Here is a 24353-nt window from a genome sequence, read left to right as displayed (position 1 = left end):
GGATTGATTTAGGTTAGGTACTTATAAGTAGGTAAAGTTATTCAACAGGAAGACCCGCCAGCTCTCTAAAAAGCTCATTATTAATAATCAACGATATAGCCATGCCGGCAATTATACCTGATATGATGTAATTCCAGCTGCGCTTGGGCGAGCGGAAAAACTCTACGATCGCAAGGGCTATCAACAGCGCAATGAACACGATCAGGATCTGTCCCAGCTCGAGCCCAACATTAAACGCCAGCAGCGGCTCTACGATACTGGCTTCTCCCCCCAGCAGGCTCCTCAGATAGGTCGAGAATCCCAGGCCATGAATAAGTCCAAACAGCAGGGCCATCGGGTATCTTAGAGGCGAGCTTTTTTCATCGGTAATAAGGGTAGTCTTGGGTATATGATGAAAAAAATTCATGAATGCGGTAAACAGGATCGTGATTGGGATCAGCAGCTCGATCACATCCGAACGTACCTGGATAATATTGAGCGTAGCTAACGCCAGGGTAACCGAATGTCCTATGGTAAAAGCCGTAATGAGAACCAGTACCTTCTTCCAGTCGCGCAGGGTATAGATAGCACACAGCGCTATTACAAAAAGTATATGATCATAGCCATTGGGGTCAGTGATATGTTCAAATCCTAGTTGGAGGTACGCTTCAAATTCAGACATGACTTGTACTTGTTAAAGCAATAAAGTTAAAAAAGACTTAGCTAAGTCCCTAAAACAGTTGTGAAATCCGGCTACAAAGGTTGCAATGTCTCCATTTTTTGTCAGAAATGTAAATGAGCAAGCCTTAAAAGCAGCATGTGTGTGAAGTCAGGGTTCTGGCACTTTAATTCATCGGACGCCGGTAAACTGTGGCTGCATGGAAAGTGATGGGTACTTCTGCTGTGATTTTGCACTTTTCTTTCAACCATTTTTTTAGCCTCTGTACCAGCTACTGTCACTCTTGGTTCATGCCCTTCAAAAAGTTTTATTTATGCCGCCTGTTTAATTAGGTTTGGCAGCTTGTATGAGATTGGAAATGAAAGCGTAAGCTTGCATTAATGTATAGAGAGTGAGGGTTTTGTAGCTGGGAGTAACTCTCAGCATGCAGATGAGGAAGAGGCTCTGGCAGGGGGATATGTTGCTTTCGTTATAAGCGGTGGCTGTCCAAAAATGGCACAAAAAGTGTGGTATTGTAACAGGAATTGGCTTTTTTTGAGAGCCAGTATAGATTGAACCCTCCTGTTACGAATGAAAAGTTCTGTTAAAGTAATGCTCCTGGGCCTCATCGCCTGGGTAGGAACAGCACTGGCTGAGCCGGTACAGGCACAGTCAACCAGCACCTCTACTTCCGAAACTACCGGTATGATAGAGTCACTTATCAACTTCGCCGAACGCCATCTGCATATTCCTTACCGCCGGGGAGGAGCTTCCAGAAAAGGATTTGATTGCTCGGGCTTTGTTCGCTATATATTCTCTAACTGGGGATTCTCCCTGCCTCATTCGAGTGCGGCGCAGGCTGATAAAGGCAAAGAAATAGAAATCGCCGAGGCACGCCCCGGCGATCTGATCTTTTTCAAAGGACAAAATACTAAAAGCGCCCAGGTAGGGCATGTGGGTATTATCACCGAAGTGACTCCTGGCTATGTCCGTTTTATTCACTCGGCCTTCAAAGGAGGTATCCGCTACGACCTGCTCCAGTCCCAGTACTACCGTAACCGTTTTCTGGCTATCCGCCGTATCCTGACTCAGGACGACGAGGAGTAAGAACTCCGTTGTCCGTTAGGCTCCTTACTGCGTAATTTCCAGTAGTAGTTCCGGCTGGTCCGTAGTGATGAAGTCCACGTTTCGTTCCAGGAACCAATCCATCAGGCTGCGGTCGTTAACGGTCCATGCGTTCAGGGTCAGGCCTTTTTGTTGCGCTTCCTTGATCCAGTTTTCATTCTTCTTGTAGACGCTGTAGTGGTAGTCCAGTCCGTACAGGCCGTCTGCTGCTACCTGCTCCGGCGTTTTATCGCCATTGAGGTAGGCTACCTGCGCGGCCGGATCCAGTTCCTTTACCTTCTTACATACATCGTAGTCAAAGCTGATGTAGTCGACCAGGCTACGGGTCTTTGTTTTGCGGACCATCTCCACACACTTCTGAGCCAGCGCCAGCGAGCGCTCTTTCCCGAGTTGTGAAGCTTTTATTTCCAGGATGAGCCGCGTACGTTTCTGCTTTTTACCTTCGTTCAGATAAGCTTCCAGCGTGGGTAGTGGCTCGCCGTTACTCAGTTTGATAGCCGAAAGCTGAGCCGCCGGAGTTGTCTCCAGAGCTACCCCCTGTATGGTGTGGTCATGGTTGATAACCAGTACCGAGTCGGCTGACATATGTACATCAAACTCACTACCGTAGCAGCCAAGCTTGATGGCATGCTGTAAGGAAGCAATTGTGTTTTGGGGGGCACCGGTATTTTTCCAGGCACCGCGATGAGCTATTACTTTATTAGTCTTTTTCTTAGTAGCGATCATACTCTGAAGAAAGGCAAGTGTAGTCAGACCTAGCGCGGCAATCAATAGGGTTCTTTTCATGGGTACAGTAAGGGTAGGTGATGGACGCAATTTACTATAAAAAATAAAGATGAAACTGTTACTATTTTGTAAAGGATGGAGGGGTTACTCCGGCTGGCGCTCGAGTTGAGAGCTCTCAAGTTCTTCAAGAACCTTTAGCTTGTATTCCCGCTGCTTTTGCCAGATGCGCAGCATAAGCCAGACAATACTAACCAGGATCACAATAGAGTAATCGGTATTTTTACTGGGGCCGTAGATAAACCACGAATTATTGGTAAAAGCGTGAAAAAGGGCCGCAAAGGGAAGGTTGCGGGTGGTGTGGTAGACAAAGAAAAAAGCGATTCCCATCGAGAAGGGACTCCAGAGCGCCGAGAGCGGTACCTGGTCGCGGAGGATATAAGCGGGTATATGCACCAGTGTAAATAGGATCAGAACGCCCAGGTACAGGAGCCACGCCTTAGATTTATCCAGCCTTTTGCTTTCGACGTACCGAACCGGAAGGTACCTGAAAAGATACTCCTCAATGAGTGCACCGGGCAGTGAGTTAAAAAGAAAAACCGAAAGGAAGCGGATGAAGCTCCCGGACGAGTTAGGAAACAGGAGGTTAGTTGAGTGCTTAAACCAATAGACGCCGGTATAAAGAAGCCAGATGCCTAAACTTACACCCAAGCCGACTGCCCAGGCCTTAGCTTTGAAAGGCTGATACAGCCAGGAGCGGGAGGCGTATTTCTGAATGAGGTAGTACGTCAGGGCGATCTGAAAAGCGTATACGACCATTCCATACAGGAGGCTTTGCCACAGAATTTTCCACAGTTGCTGGATGCCATCGATCAGGAACAACAGATTGGCTATTGTTGCGAACAAGCCGTTGGCCAGCAGGACGTACCAGATATGTCGTTGCTTCATCAGTTACTGCTACTTATATACATACTACTTAGTCAGACAATACCGGTGTTGCCTGATAAAACAAACGATTTTAGGGTACACCTCATTTCAAAAACTATAGAAAGAGAGTGCTGTTTTTGCAAAGCATGTAAAATACCAGAATTTTATGTGTACAATCTATGATTTAATGGTAAATTAATGTGGTTCGCTGGTAGGTACAGCGAATAGTGTAAACCCATCTAAAACTCTCATGAAGCTATGAAATACGACTACATCATCGTGGGTGCTGGCTCGGCTGGTTGTGTACTGGCCAATCGGCTTTCGGCGGACCCGGCGGTGACGGTGTTACTGCTGGAAGCAGGAGGCCCCGATACCAAGCTGGAGATCCGGATTCCGGCCGCTTATTCTCGCCTTAGCCGGTCCGAGGTCGACTGGGGCTTCTTTACTGAACCGCAGAAGCACGTGCTGGACCGACGGATGTACCTGCCGCGGGGCAAGACACTGGGCGGATGCAGTTCTATCAACGCGATGGCGTATGTGCGGGGTAACCGGGCCGACTACGACGAATGGGCAGCGCTGGGAAATACCGGCTGGAGCTATGAGGAGGTACTGCCGTACTTTACCCGCTCAGAGCATAATGAACAGATCCTTGACTCGTACCATGGTCAGCAGGGGCCTCTCAATATTACCTTCGCCCAACGATTCCGAACACCCGTTGCGGATGCGTTCGTAGAGGCCTGTATTCAAAGCGGTCTTCCGGCCAATCCTGATTTTAATGGAGCGGAGCAGTTGGGGGCCGGGCTGTTTCAGTTTACAATTAAAGATCAGAAGCGGCATAGTACGGCGGGAGCCTTTCTGAAGCCGGTACTGCAGCGCCCTAACCTGAAAGTCATTACTCACGCCCACACCAGACAGGTACTGATCAAAAATGACCGGGCGGTTGGCGTCGAATTTATTACTGGAAAAAGTACTCAAGTAGCTTACGCCTCCCGGGAAGTTATCCTTTCGGCAGGATCGTTTAACTCGCCTCAGCTCCTGATGCTGTCGGGCATTGGTGATGCGGATGAATTAAGAAAACACCAGATCCCCGTCAGGAAGCACCTGCCGGGAGTAGGGAAGAACCTGCAGGATCACCTGTTTCTATCGGTGAGTGCCCTGACTACCGTACCTACCGCTAACCATTACCTCAAGCCACACAATCAGGTGCTGGGGATACTCAACTACCTCCTGTTCAAGAAGGGAATGTTCACGACCAGCCCCCTGGAGGCTAATGCTTTTCTGAAGCTGACCGACAGTCCGGACCCGGTGGACTTTCAGCTCCACTTCGCGCCTATTCACATTGGCAATGACTACAAACCTGATTTTTACGATGCCAGTACCTACCCCCGTACCAATGGCTTTACCATCCTGCCTACCATCCTGAAGCCTAAGAGCCGTGGATACGTTGGCTTGCGCTCATCTAGCCCCCTGGATGCTCCGGTAATACAGCCTAACTTTTTGTCAGAGGAAGACGATGTTAAAACACTCATCAAGGGTACCCGTCGGGCTCTTGAGGTAATGAGAGCGGAAGCGCTGGATGCATTTCGTACCCAAATCATTACTCCGCCTGACCAGAGTTCGGATGAAGCCATACTACTGCACATCAAAAAGGTTATGGAAACGGTGTATCATCCGGTTGGTACCTGTAAGATGGGGCATGATGAGATGGCCGTAGTGGACTCAGAGCTGCGGGTGCATGGGATAGAGGGGCTGCGGTTGGTGGATGCCTCCATCATGCCGCGTATCATCGCGGGCAATACCAACGCAGCTGTTATTATGATCGGGGAGAAAGGGGCGGATCTGGTACTAGGGAGGAAAGTAGAAAAGGTAAGAAAGGAGGAAGGAATTAAGGGAGAAAAGTAGGGCAGGTGGTATATGTATAGATATAACATCTGACGTTTTCAATCAAAGCCTGAATCCTATAATTACTCCCAAAAGCAAAAAAAGCGGGACTGGCCACTTAGGCCAGCCCCGCAAACTATGCAAACAGGTACAGGGTCAATTGTTAGAAATGACGCTCTCCCACTTCGCGTCTACCCAGCATCACAGCACCGGTCATCGCTATAAGGAAAAGCACCGACGCCAGCTCAAAAGGCAGCAGGTAGTCTCTGAATAGCACGGCTCCCAGGCTCTCCACCATACCTACCTGCGAGTTGTACTCATAAGGGTTGTACGCGCCAATGATAGACTTGCGGTACGCTCCGAACAAGATCACGAACAGAGTACCTGCTACGATCATCGCAGCTATCTTGGTCAGGTTGGTCTTGGCTTCCTCATCTTCTTTCTTCATGTTCAGGAACATGATCACAAAGAGGAAGAGTACCATGATCGCTCCGGCGTACACGATAATATTTACCGCCGCCAGAAACTGCGCATTCAGCAGGATGTAGTGACCCGTCAGACAGAAGAACGTCAGAATCAGGTAGAGTACACTGTGAATGGGGCTACGCGAGAAAACCACCATGAGGGCACTGAGCACTGTCAGAAACGACAGGAAATAAAAAATCGATAGCGTCGGATTCATAAACAGGTAATAGTCACTTTCCGGGGCGGCGACTACCGCGCGGCAAAGGTATAAAATTAGTTAGATTCAGGGAATAGCCCGTGGCTCAACGTTCGAAACTTCACCTCTGGCTTTTTTCTCATCCAGCAGGCGGGCTTCTTCTTTGGTCCAGGCTTCGCGCTTGTAGCGATTGTTCATGTCCTCTACGAGCATATCCTTACCCCATATTACCTGATCACGCTCAACAAAGACGGGTACCATTTCGTCGTGACGCAGGTATACAGCTTGCTTGGGACAGGCTTCTTCGCACAGTCCGCAGAAGATACAACGCAGCATATTTACTTCGTATACTGCCGCGTATTTTTCTTCACGGTACAGATGCTCTTCACCCTTCTCACGCTCGGAGGCCACCATCTGGATAGCTTCGGCGGGACAGGCTACGGCGCACAGCCCACAGGCGGTACAGCGCTCGCGTCCCTGCTCGTCACGCTTCAGGATGTGACGTCCCCGGAAAACGGGACCCAGATACCGCTTTACCTCGGGGTACTGTATAGTTACTTTCTTTTTGAAGAAATGCTTGATCGTAATCGCCATCCCCTGCGCGATAGCAGGCAGGTAGGCTTTTTCGGCCAGCGTCATTTCTTTATTGCTAACTTGCTTAGAGCGATTGGTCAACTGCATGGCAATGTATGTTTGCAGGGTACGGGATTACTTAAGCAGAGCCGTAAAATAAGGCTCCAGGAACAGTACTCCAGTACCTGTGATGATAATATTAAGAATAGCCAGAGGGATCAGACCCTTCCAGCCCAGGTTCATGAGCTGGTCGTAGCGGAAGCGTGGTAGTGTCCAGCGTACCCACATATAGAAGAATACGAAGAACAACGCCTTACCAAAGAACACCGCGGTACCGATTAGTGTAGCGGCATTGTGGCCGGCTACTTCACCGAAGGCACCCGTCAATTGGGTGTATACCCAATCCATACCAGGGTAGTTATAGCCACCAAAGTACAGTGCCGAAATCACAGCAGATGAAATAAACATGTTGATGTACTCAGCAAACAGATAGAAACCTAGCTTCATACTACTATACTCCGTGTGGTAGCCACCTACCAGCTCTGTCTCACATTCAGGGAGATCAAAGGGTGTACGGTTACACTCCGCGAAGGCACAGGTGATGAATATAATAAATCCGAGTGGCTGATACCAGATATTCCAGTTACCGCTGTGCTGCTGATCTACGATCTCACGCAGGGACAGTGATCCGGTCATCATCAGAATAGCTACAATAGCCATACCCATCGCTATTTCGTAGCTGATGTTCTGAGACGCCGCCCGGATAGCACCCAGCAGGGAGAACTTGTTGTTAGACGCCCAGCCTCCCACCATGATTCCGTATACACCCAGCGATACTACACCGAAGATATATAGGATACCGATGTTAGCCTCTACGGCCTGTACGGCCACCTCTACGCCATCATAGCGAAGCGTATGCCCAAAGGGAATAACGGCACTCGCCATCAAAGCGGTAAGCATAGCTAGTGCAGGACCGGCGATGAACAGCCACTTATTAGCCTGGGCAGGAATGAAGTCTTCCTTGAAGAACATCTTTCCGGCATCAGCCAGCGGCTGCAGCATTCCAAACGGACCCGCCCGGTTAGGACCAATACGATCCTGAATGAAGGCCGCTACTTTACGTTCGCCATAGGTAGAGTACATAGCGATCAGGAGGGTTAGTCCGAAGATCACTGCTATGACAATGGCCTTAATAATGAACTCTGTTAGTTCCATGGTTGTATACAGCCGGAGGTAGCTTAGTACCTCCGGAATAGGTTATTAGTAGATGGATCAGTTCTTGTCGGCCAACTGTGAACGGTGGTTGGCTTTGTCATTATTCTCAATGCTCAACTGACGGATCTGGTCCTGATCAGTCGTATACGAACGGCTGTCGTCAATAGGCTTATATTGGGAGTTAGCCAGCTTCAGAGCGAAGTCAGGCTTCTTCACCAGGTCCGCCCGGTACTTATTCGCCGAGATCACCGAGCTGCGTAATACCTTGGCAGGTCCTTCGATGGTCCAGTCGCTGGTATTCTTCTTCTCGAAGCGGCAGGTGTTGCAGATAAACTCTTTTACCTCACCCCATTCGTTCTTACGAGCCGTCACCCGGATCACCTCTTCACCCCGATACCACAGCGTCACATTACCGCTACAGGTAGGGCAGTCGCGGTGAGCATCCACGGGTTTGGTAAACCATACACGGTTCTTGAAGCGGAAGGTCTTATCCGTCAGAGCTCCTACGGGACATACATCAATGACGTTTCCGGAGAAATCGTTGTCAATGGCTTTCTCAATATAAGTACTGATTTCGGCCGCATCGCCCCGGTGCATAACACCGTGTACCCGCTTGTTCGTAATCTGATCGGCGGTGAATACACAACGGTAGCACAGGATACAGCGCGTCATGTGCAGCTGGATATAAGGACCCAGGTCGTGCCGATCAAAAGTACGGCGCTCTTCCTCGTAGCGAGTCTTGGCTGCTCCATGCTCATAAGCAAAGTCCTGCAGGTGGCACTCACCGGCCTGGTCGCATACGGGACAGTCCAGCGGGTGGTTGATGAGCAGGAACTCTACTACACCTTTGCGAGCTTCCAGTACGGCCGGGTTAGTGGTATTTTCTACTACCATACCATCCTGTACCTGCGTAATGCACGAAGGCACCAGTTTAGGCATGGGACGCGTATCCTTGGCAGAACCTTGTGTTACCTTTACCAGACAGGCGCGGCATTTTCCGCCCGTTCCTTTCAGAGGCTCGTAGTAGCACATCGCCGGAGGTACCAGGGCATCGTGTGATCGGTCCGCTTCGGCAATCTTACGGGCTGCCTGCATGATGGTAGTACCCGGCTCTACTTCGACTTCGATACCGTCGAAGGTTATTTTAAACAGATTTGGTTTGGTCTCTTCCATGTTTCTCAATGAGTGACTGAGAGAATGATTGATTGAGAGAATAACAAATCCTTCTGATATTCACTTAACCACTAATTCACCCATTCAAAATTAACTCAAATTACACCAAGGCCGCTGAACCCATGTATACTGCACCAGGCTGAGTAGCTTCGTGCGGATGGGTAACGTGCCATTCAAACTCTTCACGGAAATGACGAATGGCACTGGCTACCGGCCAGGCTGCCGCATCCCCGAGCGGACAGATCGTATTTCCTTCTATTTTCTTCGATATATCTACCAGCAGGTCAATGTCATGCATGCTACCGTGGCCGTGCTCAAGACGGTGGAGCACCTTCTCCATCCAGCCGGTACCTTCACGGCAGGGGCTGCACTGCCCGCACGACTCGTGGTGGTAGAAGCGGGAGAAGTTCCAGGTATTGCGTACAATACAAGCGGTCTCGTCAAATACGATAAATCCACCCGAGCCCAGCATCGAACCGGTGGCGAAGCCTCCGTCCGAGAGTGACTCGTACGTCATCAGACGATCTTCACCGTTGGCAGTCTTTGTAATCAGGTGAGCCGGCAGTATGGGTACCGACGATCCTCCGGCTACCAGCGCCTTCAGATAATGACCGTCACGAACACCACCGCAGTACTCATCCGAGTTCAGGAACTCATCTACTGACACGCCCAGCTCAATTTCATATACACCGGGCTTCCGGATATGACCCGAAGCCGAGATCAGCTTAGTTCCGGTACTACGTCCCACTCCGATGGCAGCATAGGCGTCGCCCCCGTTGTTGATGATCCAGGGCATGTTGGAGATAGACTCCACGTTATTTACTACCGTAGGGCTCTGATAAAGTCCCTTGATAGCAGGGAAAGGAGGCTTGTTACGCGGGTTACCACGCTTTCCTTCCAGCGATTCCAATAGGGCTGTTTCTTCCCCACAAATATAAGCTCCACCTCCGGGCTGTACTACCAGTTCCAGGTCGTAGCCTGTACCCAGGATATTCTTGCCCAGGAAGCCTTTTTCTTTGGCCTCTTCGATGGCTTTCTCCAGGATGCGGATCACGTACATGAGCTCGCCCCGTACGTAGATAAACGATTTGTGGGCACCCAGCGCAAAGCTCGATACGATCATCCCCTCTATAAGTAGGTGGGGTAGCTCCTTCATCAGGTGGTGGTCCTTAAAGGTACCCGGCTCTGACTCGTCCGCGTTACACACGAGGTAGCGGGGTACACCTTCCGGCTTAGCCAGGAAGCTCCACTTCATTCCCATCGGGAATCCGGCACCGCCTCGTCCGCGCACGCCTGATTTCTTCGCCTCTTCCACTACCTCTTCGGGAGTCATGGTTTTCAGCGCTTTCTCAACAGCCGTATAGCCCCCGTGCTTGCGGTACACCTCAAAGGTGTCAATGCCGGGAACGTTAATATATTCGGTTAAGATCTTCTTTGCCATTATTCAATATAGTATAGCAGCTTACAGCAGCTTATTTGCTTAACTCGTCAATGATCTCATCAACCCGCTCCCGGGTGAGGTTCATATAGTACTTCTCCCGAATCTGGAACACAGGTCCCCAGCCGCAGGCGGCCAGACACTCTACTTCTTTCACAGTAAACTTACCGTCGGCCGTAGTCTGTCCGGCTTCCACTCCCAGCTTTTCGCGGAGGTAGCCATACACATCCTCACCACCCATCAGGCAGCAGGGACCGGTACGACAGTATTCGATGACGTGTTTTCCGACGGGATCCAGGTGGAACATGGTATAGAAGGTAGCTACCTCGTATACCTCAATAGGTAGTATGCTCAGTAGTTCGGCTACGTAGTCCATCACCTCCGGGCTTACCCATCCCCACTGTTCCTGAGCCAGGTGCAGGAGGGGCAGAAGCGCCGATTTCTGGCGGCCTTCGGGATAACGGGCAATGATTTCCTTTGATTTGGCCAGACGATCCGGCGTAAATGCTACTGTATTAGGTGCTTCGGTCATTATCTTTCTACGAGAAGGAATCCAATGGTTAATTTACGCGTCCAGCTCTCCGGCAATTACGTTCAGACTACTCATGATCAGGATGGCATCGGACAGCGTCGTGCCTTTGCACATCTCAGGGAATGCCTGGTAGTAGATAAAGCTCGGACGACGGAAGTGCAGACGGTATGGTGTGCGGCCTCCGTCACTGATCAGGTAGAAGCCCAGCTCTCCGTTGCCACCCTCTACCGAATGGTATACTTCACCCACCGGAGCGTCTATTTCACCCATCACAATCTTGAAGTGGTAGATGAGCGCTTCCATGCTACGGTATACTTCCTGCTTGGGAGGGAGGTAGTACTCAGGGGCGTCGGCGAAGAAAGGACCTTCGGGCAGGTTGTTCATGGCCTGATCAATAATCTTCATACTCTGCCACATCTCCTCGTTACGTACCATGAACCGGTCGTAGGTATCGCCGCTCTGACCTATCGGAATGATAAAGTCAAAGTCTTCGTAGGACGAATACGGATTCATCACCCGTACATCGTAGTCCACCCCGGCGGCACGCAAGTTAGGTCCGGTAAATCCGTAGCTCAGCGCACGCTCGGCCGATATAGGCCCTACGTTAATGGTACGGTCCATAAAGATCCGGTTCCGGTTGAAGAGGTTTTCAAACTCCTTCAATACCGGCGGCAGTGATTTAAGCATCTCCCGTATCTTGCGTAGCGCTTCATTGGAAAAATCTCTTTCCATACCGCCTATACGACCCATGTTGGTTGTCAGACGGGCTCCGCATATTTCTTCGTATATTTCGTAGATCTCTTCCCGCTTCTCCATCAGGTACAGGAAGCCGGAGTAAGCTCCGCTATCCACACCCAGGATACCGTTACAGATCAGGTGGTCGCTGATCCGGGCCAGCTCCATCAGGATCACCCGGATGTACTGCGCCCGCTTAGGTACTTCTATACCCAGCAGCTTCTCTACGGTCATGTGCCAGCCGAAGTTGTTGATCGGTGACGAACAGTAGTTCATCCGGTCAGTCAGGGTAGTGATCTGGTAGAACGGACGACGCTCAGCTATTTTCTCAAAGGCCCGGTGAATATACCCGATCGTCTGCTCACCCGACACGATCTTCTCTCCGTCCATCTGCAGGATGTTCTGAAAGATACCGTGGGTAGCCGGGTGGGTAGGTCCCAGGTTGAGGGTGGTGAGCTCCCCTACCAGATCAGGATGGTCGTTCTTGGCCGGAAAATTCTTATTAGGTACTAATTCTATATCTGCCATTGTACTTACTCAGTTAGATAGTAGGAGATTAACGGCCAAAGAGCGCGTCGATCTTGTCCTGACGCGTAGCATCTTCCATCGGGTACTGCTTCCGCATCGGGAAGTAATCCATTTCATCTATGTTCAGGATACGTCTCAGGTCAGGATGTCCGTCAAAAATGATCCCGAAGAAGTCGTACGTCTCCCGCTCCATCCAGTTGGCGGAGGCATACACAGGAGTAGCCGTTGGAACATGAATATCTGCTTCGGCCAGAAACACTTTAAGCCTCACCCGGAAGTTCTGAGTAAGGCTATGGACATGGTACACCACCGCGAACTCCTGTCCCGGACTGTCCGGATAATGTATTCCGGTAATATCCGTCAGGAAGTTAATCTTGAAACGGTCGTGGTGAAACAGGTACTCTAGTATTGGTATGATCTGCTCCCGGGTAGTAGTGAGGGTAAGCAGCCCATAAGGATCTTCAAAATCGTATACATCGTTGCCGAACTTCTTGATCAGCTCTTCGGCTACTTCCTGATTGCTAAGCATAGAGGGTTATTGTATTTTATATGACTCCAGCAGGTGTTGGTACTCATCTGAGTTGCGACGACGCAGCGATTCGTTGCGGGTCAGCTCCTGTACCTGCATCAGACCTTCCAGGATTTGTTCGGGGCGCGGCGGACAGCCAGGTACGTATACATCGACAGGAATAATCCGGTCAATACCCTGGAGTACGCTGTATGTATCAAATATACCACCGCTGGAAGCACAGGCTCCTACGGCCATTACCCAGCGGGGCTCGGCCATCTGCAGGTATACCTGCTTTACAATAGGTGCCATCTTCTTGGCAATGGTACCCATTACCATCAGCAGGTCAGCCTGGCGGGGCGAGAAGCTGGGGCGTTCGGAACCAAAACGTGATATATCATAATGCGAACCCATGGTCGCCATAAATTCAATACCGCAGCAGGATGTGGCAAAAGGCAGCGGCCACAACGAGTGGCTACGCGCCAGACCAATCACCTCATCTAATGAAGTAGCAAAGAAACCAGCTCCACTATATCCATCCGGGGCCTCCACCATCTTTACAGAGCTCATAGTATTATAGATTTTAATTATCAACTAATTAAACAAACAGGTTATTCTTCCCACTTCAGTACACCCTTACGGATTATGTAGTAGAAGCCGGCCAGCAATAAGGCCATGAACAGTAGCATTTCGATAAATCCGAGCATGCCCAGTTGTCTGAAATTAACCGCCCATGGGTACATGAAAATAACTTCCACATCAAACAGTACGAACAGAATCGCTACCAGAAAGTACTTCACGGATATGGGAGTACGGGCATTACCTTTTACTTCGATTCCACACTCGAAAGGATCATCCTTAAGACTGCTCTTACGGCTGGGTCCAATAAGGTGGGTAACAATCATCGTACCGACAATAAATGCCAGCGCCAGACCAAGCTGTACCACTATGGGTAAAAAATCGGAAGGGAGATAAGTCGTATTCATAGTTCTTCTTAGTTTCTTAACATATTTTAGATAAGAAACGTTTACTAACGATTATTAAGGCAAGTATAGTACTTGCTGTAAAATTACTATTTGCAAATTTATCAACCAAATACGTTGCGTAGTCTTGCTTACAGAAAAAGTACAAAAAAAGGCTCCTGATATCAGGAGCCTTCAACTAAGCATATTGTAGTTAATCTATTATAATCTTTTTGGAGACATCCACCCCCGCAGACCTCACCCGCACTACGTAGGCTCCAGGAGGAAGCGTACTGATATTAATGGTGCGGCGCTGGTTCAGGGTGGGGAAGCTCTGGGTCCGGAGCAGTGCACCGTTCATATTAAATATGGCTACTTCGGCATCGGTCAGATCCTCCCTGGTTTCGACGGCGATTACTCCATTAGGAGCAGGATTGGGGAAGATCACAATGGCATCACCCTCGGAAGGAATATAGGTGATCGGATTAGAAAATGCCGAGTAGCAGGTAAGTTGGTTGCTGCTGCCCAGGTTGTATACTGTCTTGGCTCTGGCTATATAGTTACCGTCTTCCAAGGTTTTGATGACACTGGTACCAGGCGTAAGCACCTGATCATTGCGCTTCCACTCATACGTTACCATCAGATCCGGGTCGGGTAAGGTAGCCTGCATACTGAAAGGTCCTGACTGGATTACAGTTGGCTGTGGTACCGCCGGACGAACCGTCAGGCTGGTTGGAGCCGATACTTCCGACACGCATCCAAAAACATTCTGAGCCCGTACGGTATAGTTGCCACTCTGAAGGGCGCGGGTAGTACGGCCGGTCGTACCGTTACTCCACATAAACAGGTCAGTGCCGCCTGAGGCAGACAATATAAGTCCTGAATCAGCACAAGCCTGCCGCTCGCCACCGGGAATAATGGTAGGCTTAACAGGCTTAACTGAGTTTTCGATCGTCACGCTCTGGCTCAGAATAGCGTTGCCGCTGGCATCTTTCAGCGTAGCCCGGTAGGTGCCGGGTGAAGATACATTGATCGTACGGCCAGACTGTCCGGTGCTCCAGGTATAGGAGGAGTAGCCGGTAGGCAGCGTAAGGCTTATGGTATTGTTGTCCGCGGCACAGGCAGTAGTAACAGCAGGAATAGCAGCCGGTGTCAGCGGTGTGACTGTCGAAAAGAATGTTGTATTCAGTACGTTATTCCAGGCGTTGGCCAGGGTATTAAGAGCTGCTTCTCCAATAAAATGGACCCCATCCGCCCGTGGGACCGCCAGATTATCCGTTTCCGGGCCGGCGTAGGTACCATTAAACTGCGTGTTAAGTACGGCATTCTGAGCGGCAATTATTTCCGGGCTGGTGATTGAGGCCCCCAAATTATTAGCCGTGCGTGAGGTTCGGGCGATTACCCAGATGATCCTTTTATTGATATCTCCTCCCAACTTATTCACCAGGAATTGCAAATGGCCCTGGTATTCAGCTTTGCTCATGTTAGCCGGATAGGTATCTGACTCGCCCTGCATCCATAGGACCGCTCTTGCTCCCAGCATATTGGCATAATGCCGGACAGAAAGCAGGAGGTTACCATAAGGCATTTGAGGAGGATACGGAAAACCGCCGTATACATTGTAGGTAGGTTGGTCGGCCGCACTTTGGGCCCAGTTTCGTACCGAGGTTCCTTCCCAGGCAGCATTAATGAATAGGACGGGTACGTTTAACTTTCGTGCTAACTGATCCCCCAATATTCCCCAGTTCCAGGCAGACTGGCCGTGAGGACCAACAATGGCCTCAGAGGTAAGCTGGGCAAAAGTGGGTGCAGGCGGATCGAACAGAGAGTTAACAATGTTATCGTACACGATGTAGTTGACCCGATCATCTTTTGCACCGGGGCCCGGGTAGTCTCTCAGGCCCTGCGCGTTGGATTGTCCCGCGATTACAAACACTTCCCCAACGCCCATACGAGGGACTACGTCACGTCCCACTAAAGCTCCGTTCATCAGGCCCCGTACTTCCAGGGTATACCATCCACCGTGCAGTCGTAGTGAACCCAGAAAAGTACCGCCGGAGGGATTACTCTGAAGAGTAGCCCATTCAGTACCTATCCCCTGGCCCGGTACTACCGGTACAGCCCTTACTTCTACCTTGTCGATGGGTTGTGAATAGGTACCTGTTATCGAAAAGGTGGTCTGGCCGCTAATATCCCGTTGATATATGGCTCGGTCAGAAGGGGAGGTAATTTTAATCTGGGCGCTAACCGCCAGGGGAACACAAACAATCAGGAACCAGATTTTAAGAAAAAAATGATTAGTAGAGGATTTACGCATTGACTAGATAAATAAGAAAAACTAGACTTCCGACCATCATTACAGTACTATCAGGATAGTATCGGCTGACGTATGCTCCTATCTCATTTCAGTATTGAGCACACGTCAGCCGACTACAAATTTATAAGATTATTTCTGCTATAATACATCAAATTTTTTTTTGAGTCACATAGTTACTCACACACCTTAATGGGCAAGAATAACTTTCTGTACAGCGGTGAAAGAGCCGGACTCAATACGGACTATATAAACACCATCAGGCAGGGTAGACAAGTCTATCACTTTACGTTCTTCGAATGAAAGTGACGAAAAGGTATGAACCAGATTTCCTCGCAGGTCGTATAGCTGAACCGTGGCATTCTGCAGATCCTGCAGGGTTTCCAGCGTTACCCGTCCATCCACACTCGGATTGGGGTAGATGCTGAATCCACCGGTACTCATATCTACCTCAAAACGGAACATCTCTGACTCTTCTGAACTACAGGTAAGCGTTGGGCTGTAGACAATAAAGCCTCTGACGGAGTAGGTACCGGACTGGCCGGCCTTGATCAGTGACTGACTTTCGGTCTGAATTGTTATCCCATCGCGTTTCCACTCGTAGCGCTCGGCCTCTATGGGGCTTTCCGCCTCCAGACTAAAGGTACCAGCCTGCTGGATCACCGGCTTCGACGGAATAGGATTGGCGAGTACCTGGGTGGCAGCCGTGTAGGGTGAAAAACATCCGTTGGTTCCCTGCACCCGGGCGGCGTAGTTACCCGTCTGGTTAACGGTAATAGAAGGGGCTGCGACACCGGTATTCCAGGAAACAGGACCTATACCGGCAGCCGTTAGGGTTACCTCATCTCCTTCGCAAAAACTTGTGGGCCCCAGGGCGGTCACGGTAGGTATGGGAGGCAAAGGCATGGCATTGACCGCGATCCGGTTGGAAGGGTCCGACAGACAGCCAAACTCGTTTTTAGCGCGTACGCTGTATTCTGCCGTTTTATTTACGGCCACATCCTTGCTGCTTTCGCCGTGGCTCCACGAATAGCCAAAGGCCGGGCTGGACTGCAATGTAACGTTTTCATCCGCGCAGAACGTAGTAGGGCCAGCCGCCGTAATAGTAGGGATGGCAGGCAGCGGGTTCACTACTACCTTCACCGCCGCGGAGGACGGTGAGGTACAGCCGTTGATGTCGGTGATGGTAAGTGAGTAGTCGCCGGGAGTACGTATTTCCTGCTCACGACCTGTCTGGCCGGTACTCCACCGGTACATATGAGCTTCGCTGGATTGTAATACTGTATAGTCCCGCTCGCAGAAAGTAGTAGGGCGCAGAGGCGTTATGGCCGGAGCAGCCGGCAGTGGATTTACCCGTACATCTACGGGGCGGGAGGTGTTTTCGCAGCCATTGGCATCACGGACCCGTACGGTATAGGAGCCCGACTGGGCTACGGTTATGGCCTGCGAGGTAGCCTGTGTAGACCACACATTTCCGTTGGGATAGCTGGAGGTGAGCGTTACATTACCTCCCTGGCAGAAGGTGGTGCTGCTGCTGGGCGAAACCACGGGCTGAGCCGGGAGCGGATTAACAACAATGGACACAGGAGCAGACTCCGCCGAAAAACACCCCTGCTCATCAACGGCCCGTACCCGGTATTCCCCCGAGGTACGTATGGCTACTTCCTTCCCTTCCATGCCGTTGGACCAGGTATTCCGGGGGGCACTTGATACGAGCTTTACTTCGCCGCCTTCGCAGAAAGTAGTAGGAGCCGTCACCGTGATACTGGGGGTAGCTGGTGGTGGGGTCGGAAGTACGGTAATGGTTGTTCGTGATGAAGTAGCCTGGCAACCGTAGGCGTTCTGAACAGTTGCGAAGAACTCACCGGCCGAACTTACTGTGATACGCTCCCCATTCTGACCATTGTTCCATGTAACTTTGCCAGAGCTATTCGCCGACAGCACCGTTGACCCATTCTGACAGATCGGGTTTCTCCCCTCGTTGGTCACATTGGGGGTAGAGGCCCGAACATTGTCCGGGATTCGGATCTCCGGCGTGCGTATGATATTTCCGGCTCCATCCCGCACCTGTACCCGGTAGGTGCCGGGGCCTGCGGTGATTGTGCGGTCACCGGCACCGGTATTCCAGTTGATGGACGAGTAGTTCCCCTCTACCGTAAGGGTTAGGGTATTATTTTCGTTAGAACAGTTACTGACCGTTACCTTCGGCAGCGGCAGTGCTTTGTAAGGCTCCGAGCGGTTAAAGAAATTATCATTCAGTGAATTACTCCACATATCCCCCAGTATGGTCAGCCCTTCATTGGCAAAGTGGGTTCCGTCGCTGCGGAGATGGCTGGGGATATTGTCAGTTTCCGGGCCAGCGAAGGTGTTGGGCACGGAAGCCACTACGTTATTCTGCCCTTGTATAACCTGTGCGCTGGTACCGCCTCCCAATGGGAAATAAGAGGTTCGGGCTATAACCCACGACAGGTTCTTGCCGGATTCGTTTCGGCTTTGCTCAATGACAGTGCGTAGGTCATTAGCATAAGAAGATGCGCTGGTATTGGCGTAGGTATCTGATTCGCCCTGTTGCCAGAGTACTCCTCTTATGCCCGTGATAGGTACGTAGTACTGCATGACCAGCCTCAGATTTTTATAGGGCATACCTGCCGGCGAGAATGGACCACCATCAAATACAGAGTAAGCAGTCCCATTAATGCTCTCGCGCCAGTTTCTGACGGCGGAGCCATACCATGCCACGTTGTAGAACAGGATTGGAACTCCTAACCGGTTGGCCAGGTGGTCGCCGAGGCGTCCCCACGACCAGGCTGAGTTACCACGGGGTGAGATAAATGAGTTGGCATCCAGATGGCTGAACTCCGGATAGGGGAGGTCATTGCCCGGGTCATCATTGTTGTAGTAGTTAATCGTGTTGACACGATCATCATTCGCCCCGGGGCCTCCGTAGCCCTGGTATCCCTGGGCGTTTGACTGGCCTGCTATAATAAATACCTCTCCGATACCGACCCGGGAGACGGATGCACTTCCAACCTGCTGATCCCCGCGCCACATGCGTACCTCCAGCGTATACCAGCCACCCGACCAGTCCATACTGCCGTAAAACTGTCCTCCCTGGGGATTATTCTGAATGGTGATCCAGCCGGAATGGTTTCCTCCCTGTACTGGTGTCAGCTGGGCCTCTACCCGGTCGGCAGCTTCGGTATAGCTGCCCGCTATGTAGATAGTAGCTGAATTACTTTTATCCCGCTGAAAGACGGCGCGGTTTTTAGGATAGTTAATACTGACCTGGCCTAGTACTTGTGGCAAAATAAAGGCTACACCCCAGACGAGTGTAACCATTAGTGTACGTAAAGGATATTTCATGCTAATAGATTACTTTCCAAGTATTTTCCATCCTGCAAATTTCATTTTACAACGAACGGAAAGCAACTTTTATTCCATGAAGTTATTGAACGGGCTGTTCCTCGTTCAGCGTTTTCCAAATCAGGTCTTTTAGTGCGTCTATTCCTTCCTGAATAATTGCCGAAATCTGGATACAAGGTACATCAACAGGTACTTGATCCGAGAGCTTCGCTCGCTCTTCCTCATCCAGCAGGTCAACTTTGGTGATAGCCAGCAGACGCTGCTTATCCAGCAGACTGGGGTTATACAGCCGCAGCTCGTTGAGTAAAGTCTCATATTCCCCCTTGATGTCTTCGGAGTCGGCCGGGATCATGAACAGCAGAATAGAGTTGCGTTCGATATGTCTAAGGAATCGCAGTCCAAGTCCTTTGCCCTGTGAGGCACCTTCTATGATACCGGGAATATCAGCTACCACAAACGATTTGTAGTCGCGGTAGGCTACTACTCCCAGGTTGGGTACCAGGGTTGTAAAAGGATAGTTGGCTATTTCGGGACGAGCGGCCGATATCACCGACAGGAGCGTCGATTTACCCGCGTTGGGGAAACCTACCAAACCTACGTCCGCCAGTACCTTCAGCTCCAGTATAACCCAGGACTCTCCGCCGGGTTCACCAGGCTGGGCGTGCTGAGGGGTCTGGTTCGTTGAGTTTTTGAAATGGTCATTGCCCAGTCCACCCCGCCCGCCGGGCATCAGAATCACCTCCTGTCCGTCTTCGGTTATTTCCAGGATCTGTTCTCCCGTTTCGGCATCGCGCGCTACGGTACCCAGTGGTACTTCCAGTATAACGTCTTTGCCCTGGGCCCCCTTGCGTCGTCCGCCTTCTCCGGCTTTTCCCGGTTCGGCTTTGATGTGCTTGGTGTATTTAAGGTGAAGCAGTGTCCAGTGCTGGGCATTCCCTTTCAGGATGATGTGCCCGCCACGTCCGCCGTCACCTCCGTCCGGGCCGCCTTTATCTACATACTTTTCCCGGCGGAAATGTACTGATCCGGCACCTCCGGCTCCGGAGCGTACATTTATCTTTACGTAATCGATGAAGTTTGATGAAGCCATGTTTCAGTGTTCAATGATCAGTGACCTGAGACCGCGCGTGATCATTTAGTGCGGAAGTCCGACGTGACCTGTAGGTGCAGTCTGTCACTGATTCAGAGCTACCGGCTGTATACCGGGAGCCATTTATTTAACGATAATTTTACTTTTTACAACTGAATCAGAGAGCCGGTTGTTTTCTTCCGTTACTTCACTCGGGTAGTACTATTCAGAGACGGATGATTAGAAAGCGAGCATAGATAGCCAGTGTAGTGAAGCCTGCCCTTGGGGTGACTGGCCGCCGCCGGAGGAGCCACCGTGGCAGTGGCGCCTCCCGCGCGGTCACTGGCTATTGTTCACTGGTCAGGCTGTGGTGTCGATCGCGTTACAGATGGTGATAAATATTTCGTCGATTTCGCCAATGCCGTCTACCCCTACGTACTTGCCCTGCTGACGGTAGTAATCTGCCACGGGGGTCGTTTTTTCGTTATATTCCTGGATGCGCTTCCGGATCAGGTCGACGTTCTGGTCGTCGGGGCGGCCGGAGGTAGCACCGCGCAGTAACAGACGTTTGGCCAGTTCTTCTTCGTCTACTACCAGCGCTACCATCACCGTGATCTGTTCGTTGTAGCTGTGCAGCAGGTTGTCGAGTGCTTCGGCCTGCTTCACCGTACGCGGAAATCCGTCGAATATAAAACCGGCGGCCTCCTTATTTTCCTTCAGCTTATTGTCGATCATACCAATCACTACTTCGTCCGGCACCAGTATTCCCTGATCCATGAGTGTTTTGGCCTGGAGTCCGAGTTCGGTACCTGCTTTTATTTCGGAGCGCAGCAAGTCGCCCGTGGAAAGGTGTACGAGCTTATGTTTATCAATGATTTTCTCGCTTTGGGTACCTTTACCAGCCCCCGGAGGGCCAAACAGAACAAGATTAAGCATGATGGCAGAGTGATTATTTACCTTAGTAGTAATAGTTTGACCCAGCAAATTTACAACACTTCGGCCATGCTTGGCTACTTTCCCCTGATTTTAACGTAAAAAGTCCCCGCAATGCTAGCCGTGCGGGAGGAGGTGGCGTTAGAGAATCTATGACAGGTACCTGCTGATCTGATCAGTTAGCCTGTTACTTCATAGAGCGGCCGATCAACTGGTAGAAGTGGTCCCGGTAGGTACCTGATAGGGGGATAAGGGCCTGTTGTATCTTTAACCGATCCCGTTCAATGGAGTCGATCTTATCCAGAGCTACCAGATAGGACTTGTGAACCCGGCAAAACTGCTGGCGTGGCAGTTGACGCTCCAGTTCACCGAACGTTTCCAGCGTCATGATTTTTTCAGTCGCCATATGGATACGCCGGTAATCACGCATTCCTTCGATGTACAGGATCTGGTCGAAGTCTACTTTCTGGAGCCGGTACTCCGTTTTTATAAACAAGAACGACTGTCGCGTCTCCTCCGGGACAGCTACCTGCCTTTGCCGGGCGCGGGTGACGGCCTGCAGGAAGCGGTCGAAGGTGTATGGCTTCAGTAAGTAGTCAGCTACCTGTAGGTCAAAAGCCTTGAGCGCATACTGATCATAAGCCGTTGTCAGGATTACGGCGGGCCGTACCGGTAAGGTTTCCAGCAGCTGCAGTCCTGAGAAACCGTCCATTTCGATATCCAGGAACACCAGGTCAATTGGCTCCCGCTGGAGCAGGGGAATGGCTTCCAGTCCGTTATCGACCGCATGGCTGAGCGTCAGGAAGGGAACCCGCTGGACGTACTCTTTCAGCCGCAACATGGCTAAGGGCTCATCTTCAATGAGTAGACATCTCATAGGAATTTACAGGTAAAACCAGATAGACGGAATACGTATCTTCAGTAGGCTGGATCTCCAGGGTAAACTTCTCCTGATACAAAAGGGTTAATCGTTGTCGGAGCAGCCTCTGCCCCAGGCCTCCCTGCTCTTTCGACCCGGTTTTGCTTTTATCAATGACATTGATACACCGGAACTGGATCTGGTTTTCTACCACCGAAAAGTAAATGCGGATCGCTTCCGGGACTTTCTTGTTGGTCGCGTACTTGAAGGCATTTTCGATGTAAGGTATAAAGAGCATGGGGGCAATCTGTACCCCCTCGACCGGCCCCTCCATGTGCAGGGTCACATACTGTTCGTTGGGAGTTCTGACTTTCTGCAGCTCAATGTACTTTTTGATGTAGGCCAGCTCGTGGGTTAAGAGGATCTGATCGGCCTGCGTTTCGTACAGGGTAAAGCGCAGCAAGTCTGACAGCTTGTTCAGGTACAGGGAAGCCCGGGGAGCATCCCGCTCTATAAGGATGTCGATATTGTTCAGCGTGTTGAACAGAAAATGGGGGTTAAGCTGCGCTTTCAACAGTTCTATTTCGGTGCGCAGGGCTTTACCGGCCACCATTTCTTTCATATGTATATCCGTATACCAGGTAATGAACCCCCTGATGACCGTGCCCATCATACCATTCACAAGGGCCAGCAGGGTGAATCCGGTCATCAGTACCAGTTGATCCTTCGGCTGAAAGAGAAGGAATTCAGTCTGATGCAGGGCTATGTAGATAATGATCGTCGTTGCCATTGACACCATAAAGGTAGAAAACAGGCCGATGCCACTACTTACCAGCAGCCCAACGCCAACAAAGAGTCTGACGCGCCGGGTAGTCAGGTAACGAGGAACCAGCCAGCCATAAAAAGCATAGAAGCTACTAATTCCGGTCAGTAAGGCAAAGAGAAGAATAGCGACCCAATCCTCCCAATCCTCCACGGCGGATTCCTCGGTAGCCTGGGACAGGAGAAACAGAAAACTGACCAAAAAGCAGTACAAGAGCCAATAGCTCAGATGCAGCAGAATGACGGTTGCTTTTTTCATTGTTTCACCTCAAAAAAGTAACTGGCAATGGTTTCTACTTCCGGCAAATTGATGTTGACGCCGCTCATGTTAGCTGTAATCGCCACCACCAGGTCATGCTCGGGGTACATTAGCAAAAAGGTTCTGCCACCGTCGATTGTCCCACCGTGGTGGATAATTTTCCGGTTCTGAGGGCTGGTACCCAGGCGCCACCCCAGGCCATAGTAGGTATTGGTTCCGTCCAGCAGAAGCTGGGGAGTGAATAGTAAAGCTACCGTTTCTTTCCGTAATAGCGAATGGTTCAGGAGTCCACGCCCCAGTTTAACCAGATCTGCGGGAGTGGATAACAGGCCACCACCCGCCCACTTATAACTATTGTCTACCTGGGCGGCATTGACCAGCCGGCCCTTGTGGTCATGTTCATAAAACCTGACCCGGTTAACGATGATGCTGTCACTGGCATCTACTCCTGTATCAGACATCCCCAGGGGCGTAAACACGGCCTGCTGCATATAGGAGGGGTAGTCCTGGTGGCTCGCTCCTTCAATAACGGCACTTAACAAGGTATACCCGTAGGTGGAGTAACCATAAGCCGTCCCCGGTCTGAACAGGAGGCTGTCCTGGCTAAAAATGGTCAATCCCTCCTGCACCGAGGCATACCGACGGGGGCAAGCCAGCGGATCACTGTCCCGATAGTGGCGGATACCGGAGGTATGGGTAGCCAGCTGCCGGGCGGTAACCGGATATTTTTTTGCCGGAAATAGGGGTACATACTGCTGAACGGCCGCGTCCAGATCAAGTTTTTTTTGTTCTACCAGCTTGCCTATGGCTAAGGAGGTAAGTGACTTGGATACCGAGCCAATCCGAAATTTGGAATGGATGGTAACCGGCTGGTGAGTTTCCAGATCGGCGTAGCCAAAGCCTTCCGCCCACAGAATATTCTGGCTGGTACCTACACAAACCGAGATACCCGGAATGTCCTGAACTACCCGGAGCGAATCAATGTACTTTTCGGCTCGCCGAATGGCGGTTAAATAGCTTTTGTCCTTAATGGATTCTTTGGATTGGCGCCCCACATTTTGTCCAATGGCTGGAAACCAGCAGAGCAAGCCAAGTAGCATCAGTACGTTTTTCATG

Annotated in this window: 22 protein-coding genes; 2 read left to right on the top strand and 20 right to left on the bottom strand. The window is 50.8% G+C overall.

The window, feature by feature from the left end; translation table 11 throughout:
• Nucleotides 1-37: 37 nt before the first annotated feature.
• Nucleotides 38-661 (bottom strand): HupE/UreJ family protein, encoded by a 624-nt coding sequence (locus JUB14_RS16890; protein WP_207507559.1) that lies wholly within the window; start codon nt 659-661, stop codon nt 38-40.
• Between the two features lie 567 nt (nt 662-1228).
• Here JUB14_RS16890 and JUB14_RS16885 point away from each other — a divergent pair.
• Nucleotides 1229-1744, top strand: coding sequence for a C40 family peptidase (locus tag JUB14_RS16885; protein ID WP_207507557.1), 516 nt, complete (start codon nt 1229-1231; stop codon nt 1742-1744).
• A gap of 24 nt (nt 1745-1768) precedes the next feature.
• Here the strand turns inward: JUB14_RS16885 and JUB14_RS16880 are convergent, their stop codons facing one another.
• Both JUB14_RS16880 and JUB14_RS16875 read right to left on the bottom strand, forming a co-directional pair.
• Nucleotides 1769-2548 (bottom strand): glycerophosphodiester phosphodiesterase, encoded by a 780-nt coding sequence (locus JUB14_RS16880; RefSeq protein WP_207507550.1) that lies wholly within the window; start codon nt 2546-2548, stop codon nt 1769-1771.
• Nucleotides 2549-2632: 84 nt separating this feature from the next.
• Nucleotides 2633-3433 carry a CPBP family intramembrane glutamic endopeptidase gene (locus tag JUB14_RS16875; RefSeq protein ID WP_207507548.1) on the bottom strand — a complete coding sequence of 267 codons (801 nt, stop codon included), beginning with the start codon at nt 3431-3433 and terminating at the stop codon, nt 2633-2635.
• Between the two features lie 237 nt (nt 3434-3670).
• Here JUB14_RS16875 and JUB14_RS16870 point away from each other — a divergent pair, with 237 nt between their 5' ends.
• Nucleotides 3671-5314, top strand: a complete 1644-nt coding sequence (locus JUB14_RS16870; RefSeq protein ID WP_207507545.1) for a GMC family oxidoreductase — start codon at nt 3671-3673, stop codon at nt 5312-5314.
• Between the two features lie 142 nt (nt 5315-5456).
• Here JUB14_RS16870 and JUB14_RS16865 read toward each other — a convergent pair whose 3' ends face one another.
• The 17 genes from JUB14_RS16865 to JUB14_RS16785 all read right to left on the bottom strand — a co-directional run bounded on the left by JUB14_RS16865 (nt 5457) and on the right by JUB14_RS16785 (nt 24352).
• Complete coding sequence (locus JUB14_RS16865; RefSeq protein WP_207507543.1) at nt 5457-5975, bottom strand: NADH-quinone oxidoreductase subunit J family protein; 519 nt, start codon at nt 5973-5975, stop codon at nt 5457-5459.
• 66 nt (nt 5976-6041) lie between these two features.
• Nucleotides 6042-6635 (bottom strand): NuoI/complex I 23 kDa subunit family protein, encoded by a 594-nt coding sequence (locus tag JUB14_RS16860; protein ID WP_207507541.1) that lies wholly within the window; start codon nt 6633-6635, stop codon nt 6042-6044.
• A gap of 27 nt (nt 6636-6662) precedes the next feature.
• Nucleotides 6663-7742 (bottom strand): NADH-quinone oxidoreductase subunit NuoH, encoded by a 1080-nt coding sequence (gene nuoH / locus JUB14_RS16855; RefSeq protein WP_207507533.1) that lies wholly within the window; start codon nt 7740-7742, stop codon nt 6663-6665.
• Between the two features lie 57 nt (nt 7743-7799).
• Nucleotides 7800-8915, bottom strand: a complete 1116-nt coding sequence (locus JUB14_RS16850; RefSeq protein WP_207507531.1) for an NADH-quinone oxidoreductase subunit G — start codon at nt 8913-8915, stop codon at nt 7800-7802.
• A 100-nt stretch (nt 8916-9015) separates the two neighbouring features.
• A complete protein-coding gene (nuoF, locus tag JUB14_RS16845) occupies nt 9016-10356 on the bottom strand; it encodes an NADH-quinone oxidoreductase subunit NuoF (RefSeq protein WP_207507529.1) in 1341 nt (446 codons plus the stop codon).
• A gap of 31 nt (nt 10357-10387) precedes the next feature.
• Nucleotides 10388-10888 (bottom strand): NADH-quinone oxidoreductase subunit NuoE family protein, encoded by a 501-nt coding sequence (locus tag JUB14_RS16840; RefSeq protein WP_374757818.1) that lies wholly within the window; start codon nt 10886-10888, stop codon nt 10388-10390.
• Nucleotides 10889-10918: 30 nt separating this feature from the next.
• Entirely contained in the window at nt 10919-12148 is a 1230-nt protein-coding gene (nuoD, locus tag JUB14_RS16835; protein ID WP_207507525.1) for an NADH dehydrogenase (quinone) subunit D, read from the bottom strand.
• 28 nt (nt 12149-12176) lie between these two features.
• On the bottom strand, nt 12177-12677 hold the full coding sequence (locus JUB14_RS16830) for an NADH-quinone oxidoreductase subunit C (protein ID WP_207507523.1): 501 nt from the start codon (nt 12675-12677) through the stop codon (nt 12177-12179).
• 6 nt (nt 12678-12683) lie between these two features.
• A complete protein-coding gene (locus JUB14_RS16825; RefSeq protein WP_207507521.1) occupies nt 12684-13226 on the bottom strand; it encodes an NADH-quinone oxidoreductase subunit B in 543 nt (180 codons plus the stop codon).
• Nucleotides 13227-13267: 41 nt separating this feature from the next.
• Nucleotides 13268-13642 (bottom strand): NADH-quinone oxidoreductase subunit A, encoded by a 375-nt coding sequence (locus JUB14_RS16820; protein WP_207507518.1) that lies wholly within the window; start codon nt 13640-13642, stop codon nt 13268-13270.
• 190 nt (nt 13643-13832) lie between these two features.
• Nucleotides 13833-15935 (bottom strand): T9SS type A sorting domain-containing protein, encoded by a 2103-nt coding sequence (locus JUB14_RS16815; RefSeq protein WP_207507516.1) that lies wholly within the window; start codon nt 15933-15935, stop codon nt 13833-13835.
• A gap of 186 nt (nt 15936-16121) precedes the next feature.
• Complete coding sequence (locus JUB14_RS16810) at nt 16122-19295, bottom strand: T9SS type A sorting domain-containing protein (RefSeq protein ID WP_207507513.1); 3174 nt, start codon at nt 19293-19295, stop codon at nt 16122-16124.
• A gap of 82 nt (nt 19296-19377) precedes the next feature.
• Nucleotides 19378-20385 carry a GTPase ObgE gene (gene obgE / locus JUB14_RS16805; protein WP_207507506.1) on the bottom strand — a complete coding sequence of 336 codons (1008 nt, stop codon included), beginning with the start codon at nt 20383-20385 and terminating at the stop codon, nt 19378-19380.
• A 339-nt stretch (nt 20386-20724) separates the two neighbouring features.
• A complete protein-coding gene (locus tag JUB14_RS16800) occupies nt 20725-21300 on the bottom strand; it encodes an adenylate kinase (RefSeq protein ID WP_207507504.1) in 576 nt (191 codons plus the stop codon).
• 184 nt (nt 21301-21484) lie between these two features.
• Nucleotides 21485-22174: a LytR/AlgR family response regulator transcription factor gene (locus tag JUB14_RS16795; RefSeq protein ID WP_207507502.1), complete on the bottom strand. Its 690-nt coding sequence runs from the start codon at nt 22172-22174 to the stop codon at nt 21485-21487.
• Nucleotides 22155-23237, bottom strand: a complete 1083-nt coding sequence (locus JUB14_RS16790) for a sensor histidine kinase (protein ID WP_207507500.1) — start codon at nt 23235-23237, stop codon at nt 22155-22157. The genes JUB14_RS16795 and JUB14_RS16790 overlap by 20 nt, the downstream gene beginning before the upstream one ends.
• Complete coding sequence (locus JUB14_RS16785; protein ID WP_207507498.1) at nt 23234-24352, bottom strand: serine hydrolase domain-containing protein; 1119 nt, start codon at nt 24350-24352, stop codon at nt 23234-23236. The genes JUB14_RS16790 and JUB14_RS16785 overlap by 4 nt, the downstream gene beginning before the upstream one ends.
• Nucleotide 24353: the final 1 nt, after the last annotated feature.

This window comes from Telluribacter humicola (assembly GCF_017355935.1).
Classification (GTDB): Bacteria; Bacteroidota; Bacteroidia; order Cytophagales; family Spirosomataceae; genus Telluribacter; species Telluribacter humicola.
The sequence above is the reverse complement of the archived record's forward strand: the minus strand, read 5'-3'. Positions and strand labels throughout refer to the sequence as shown.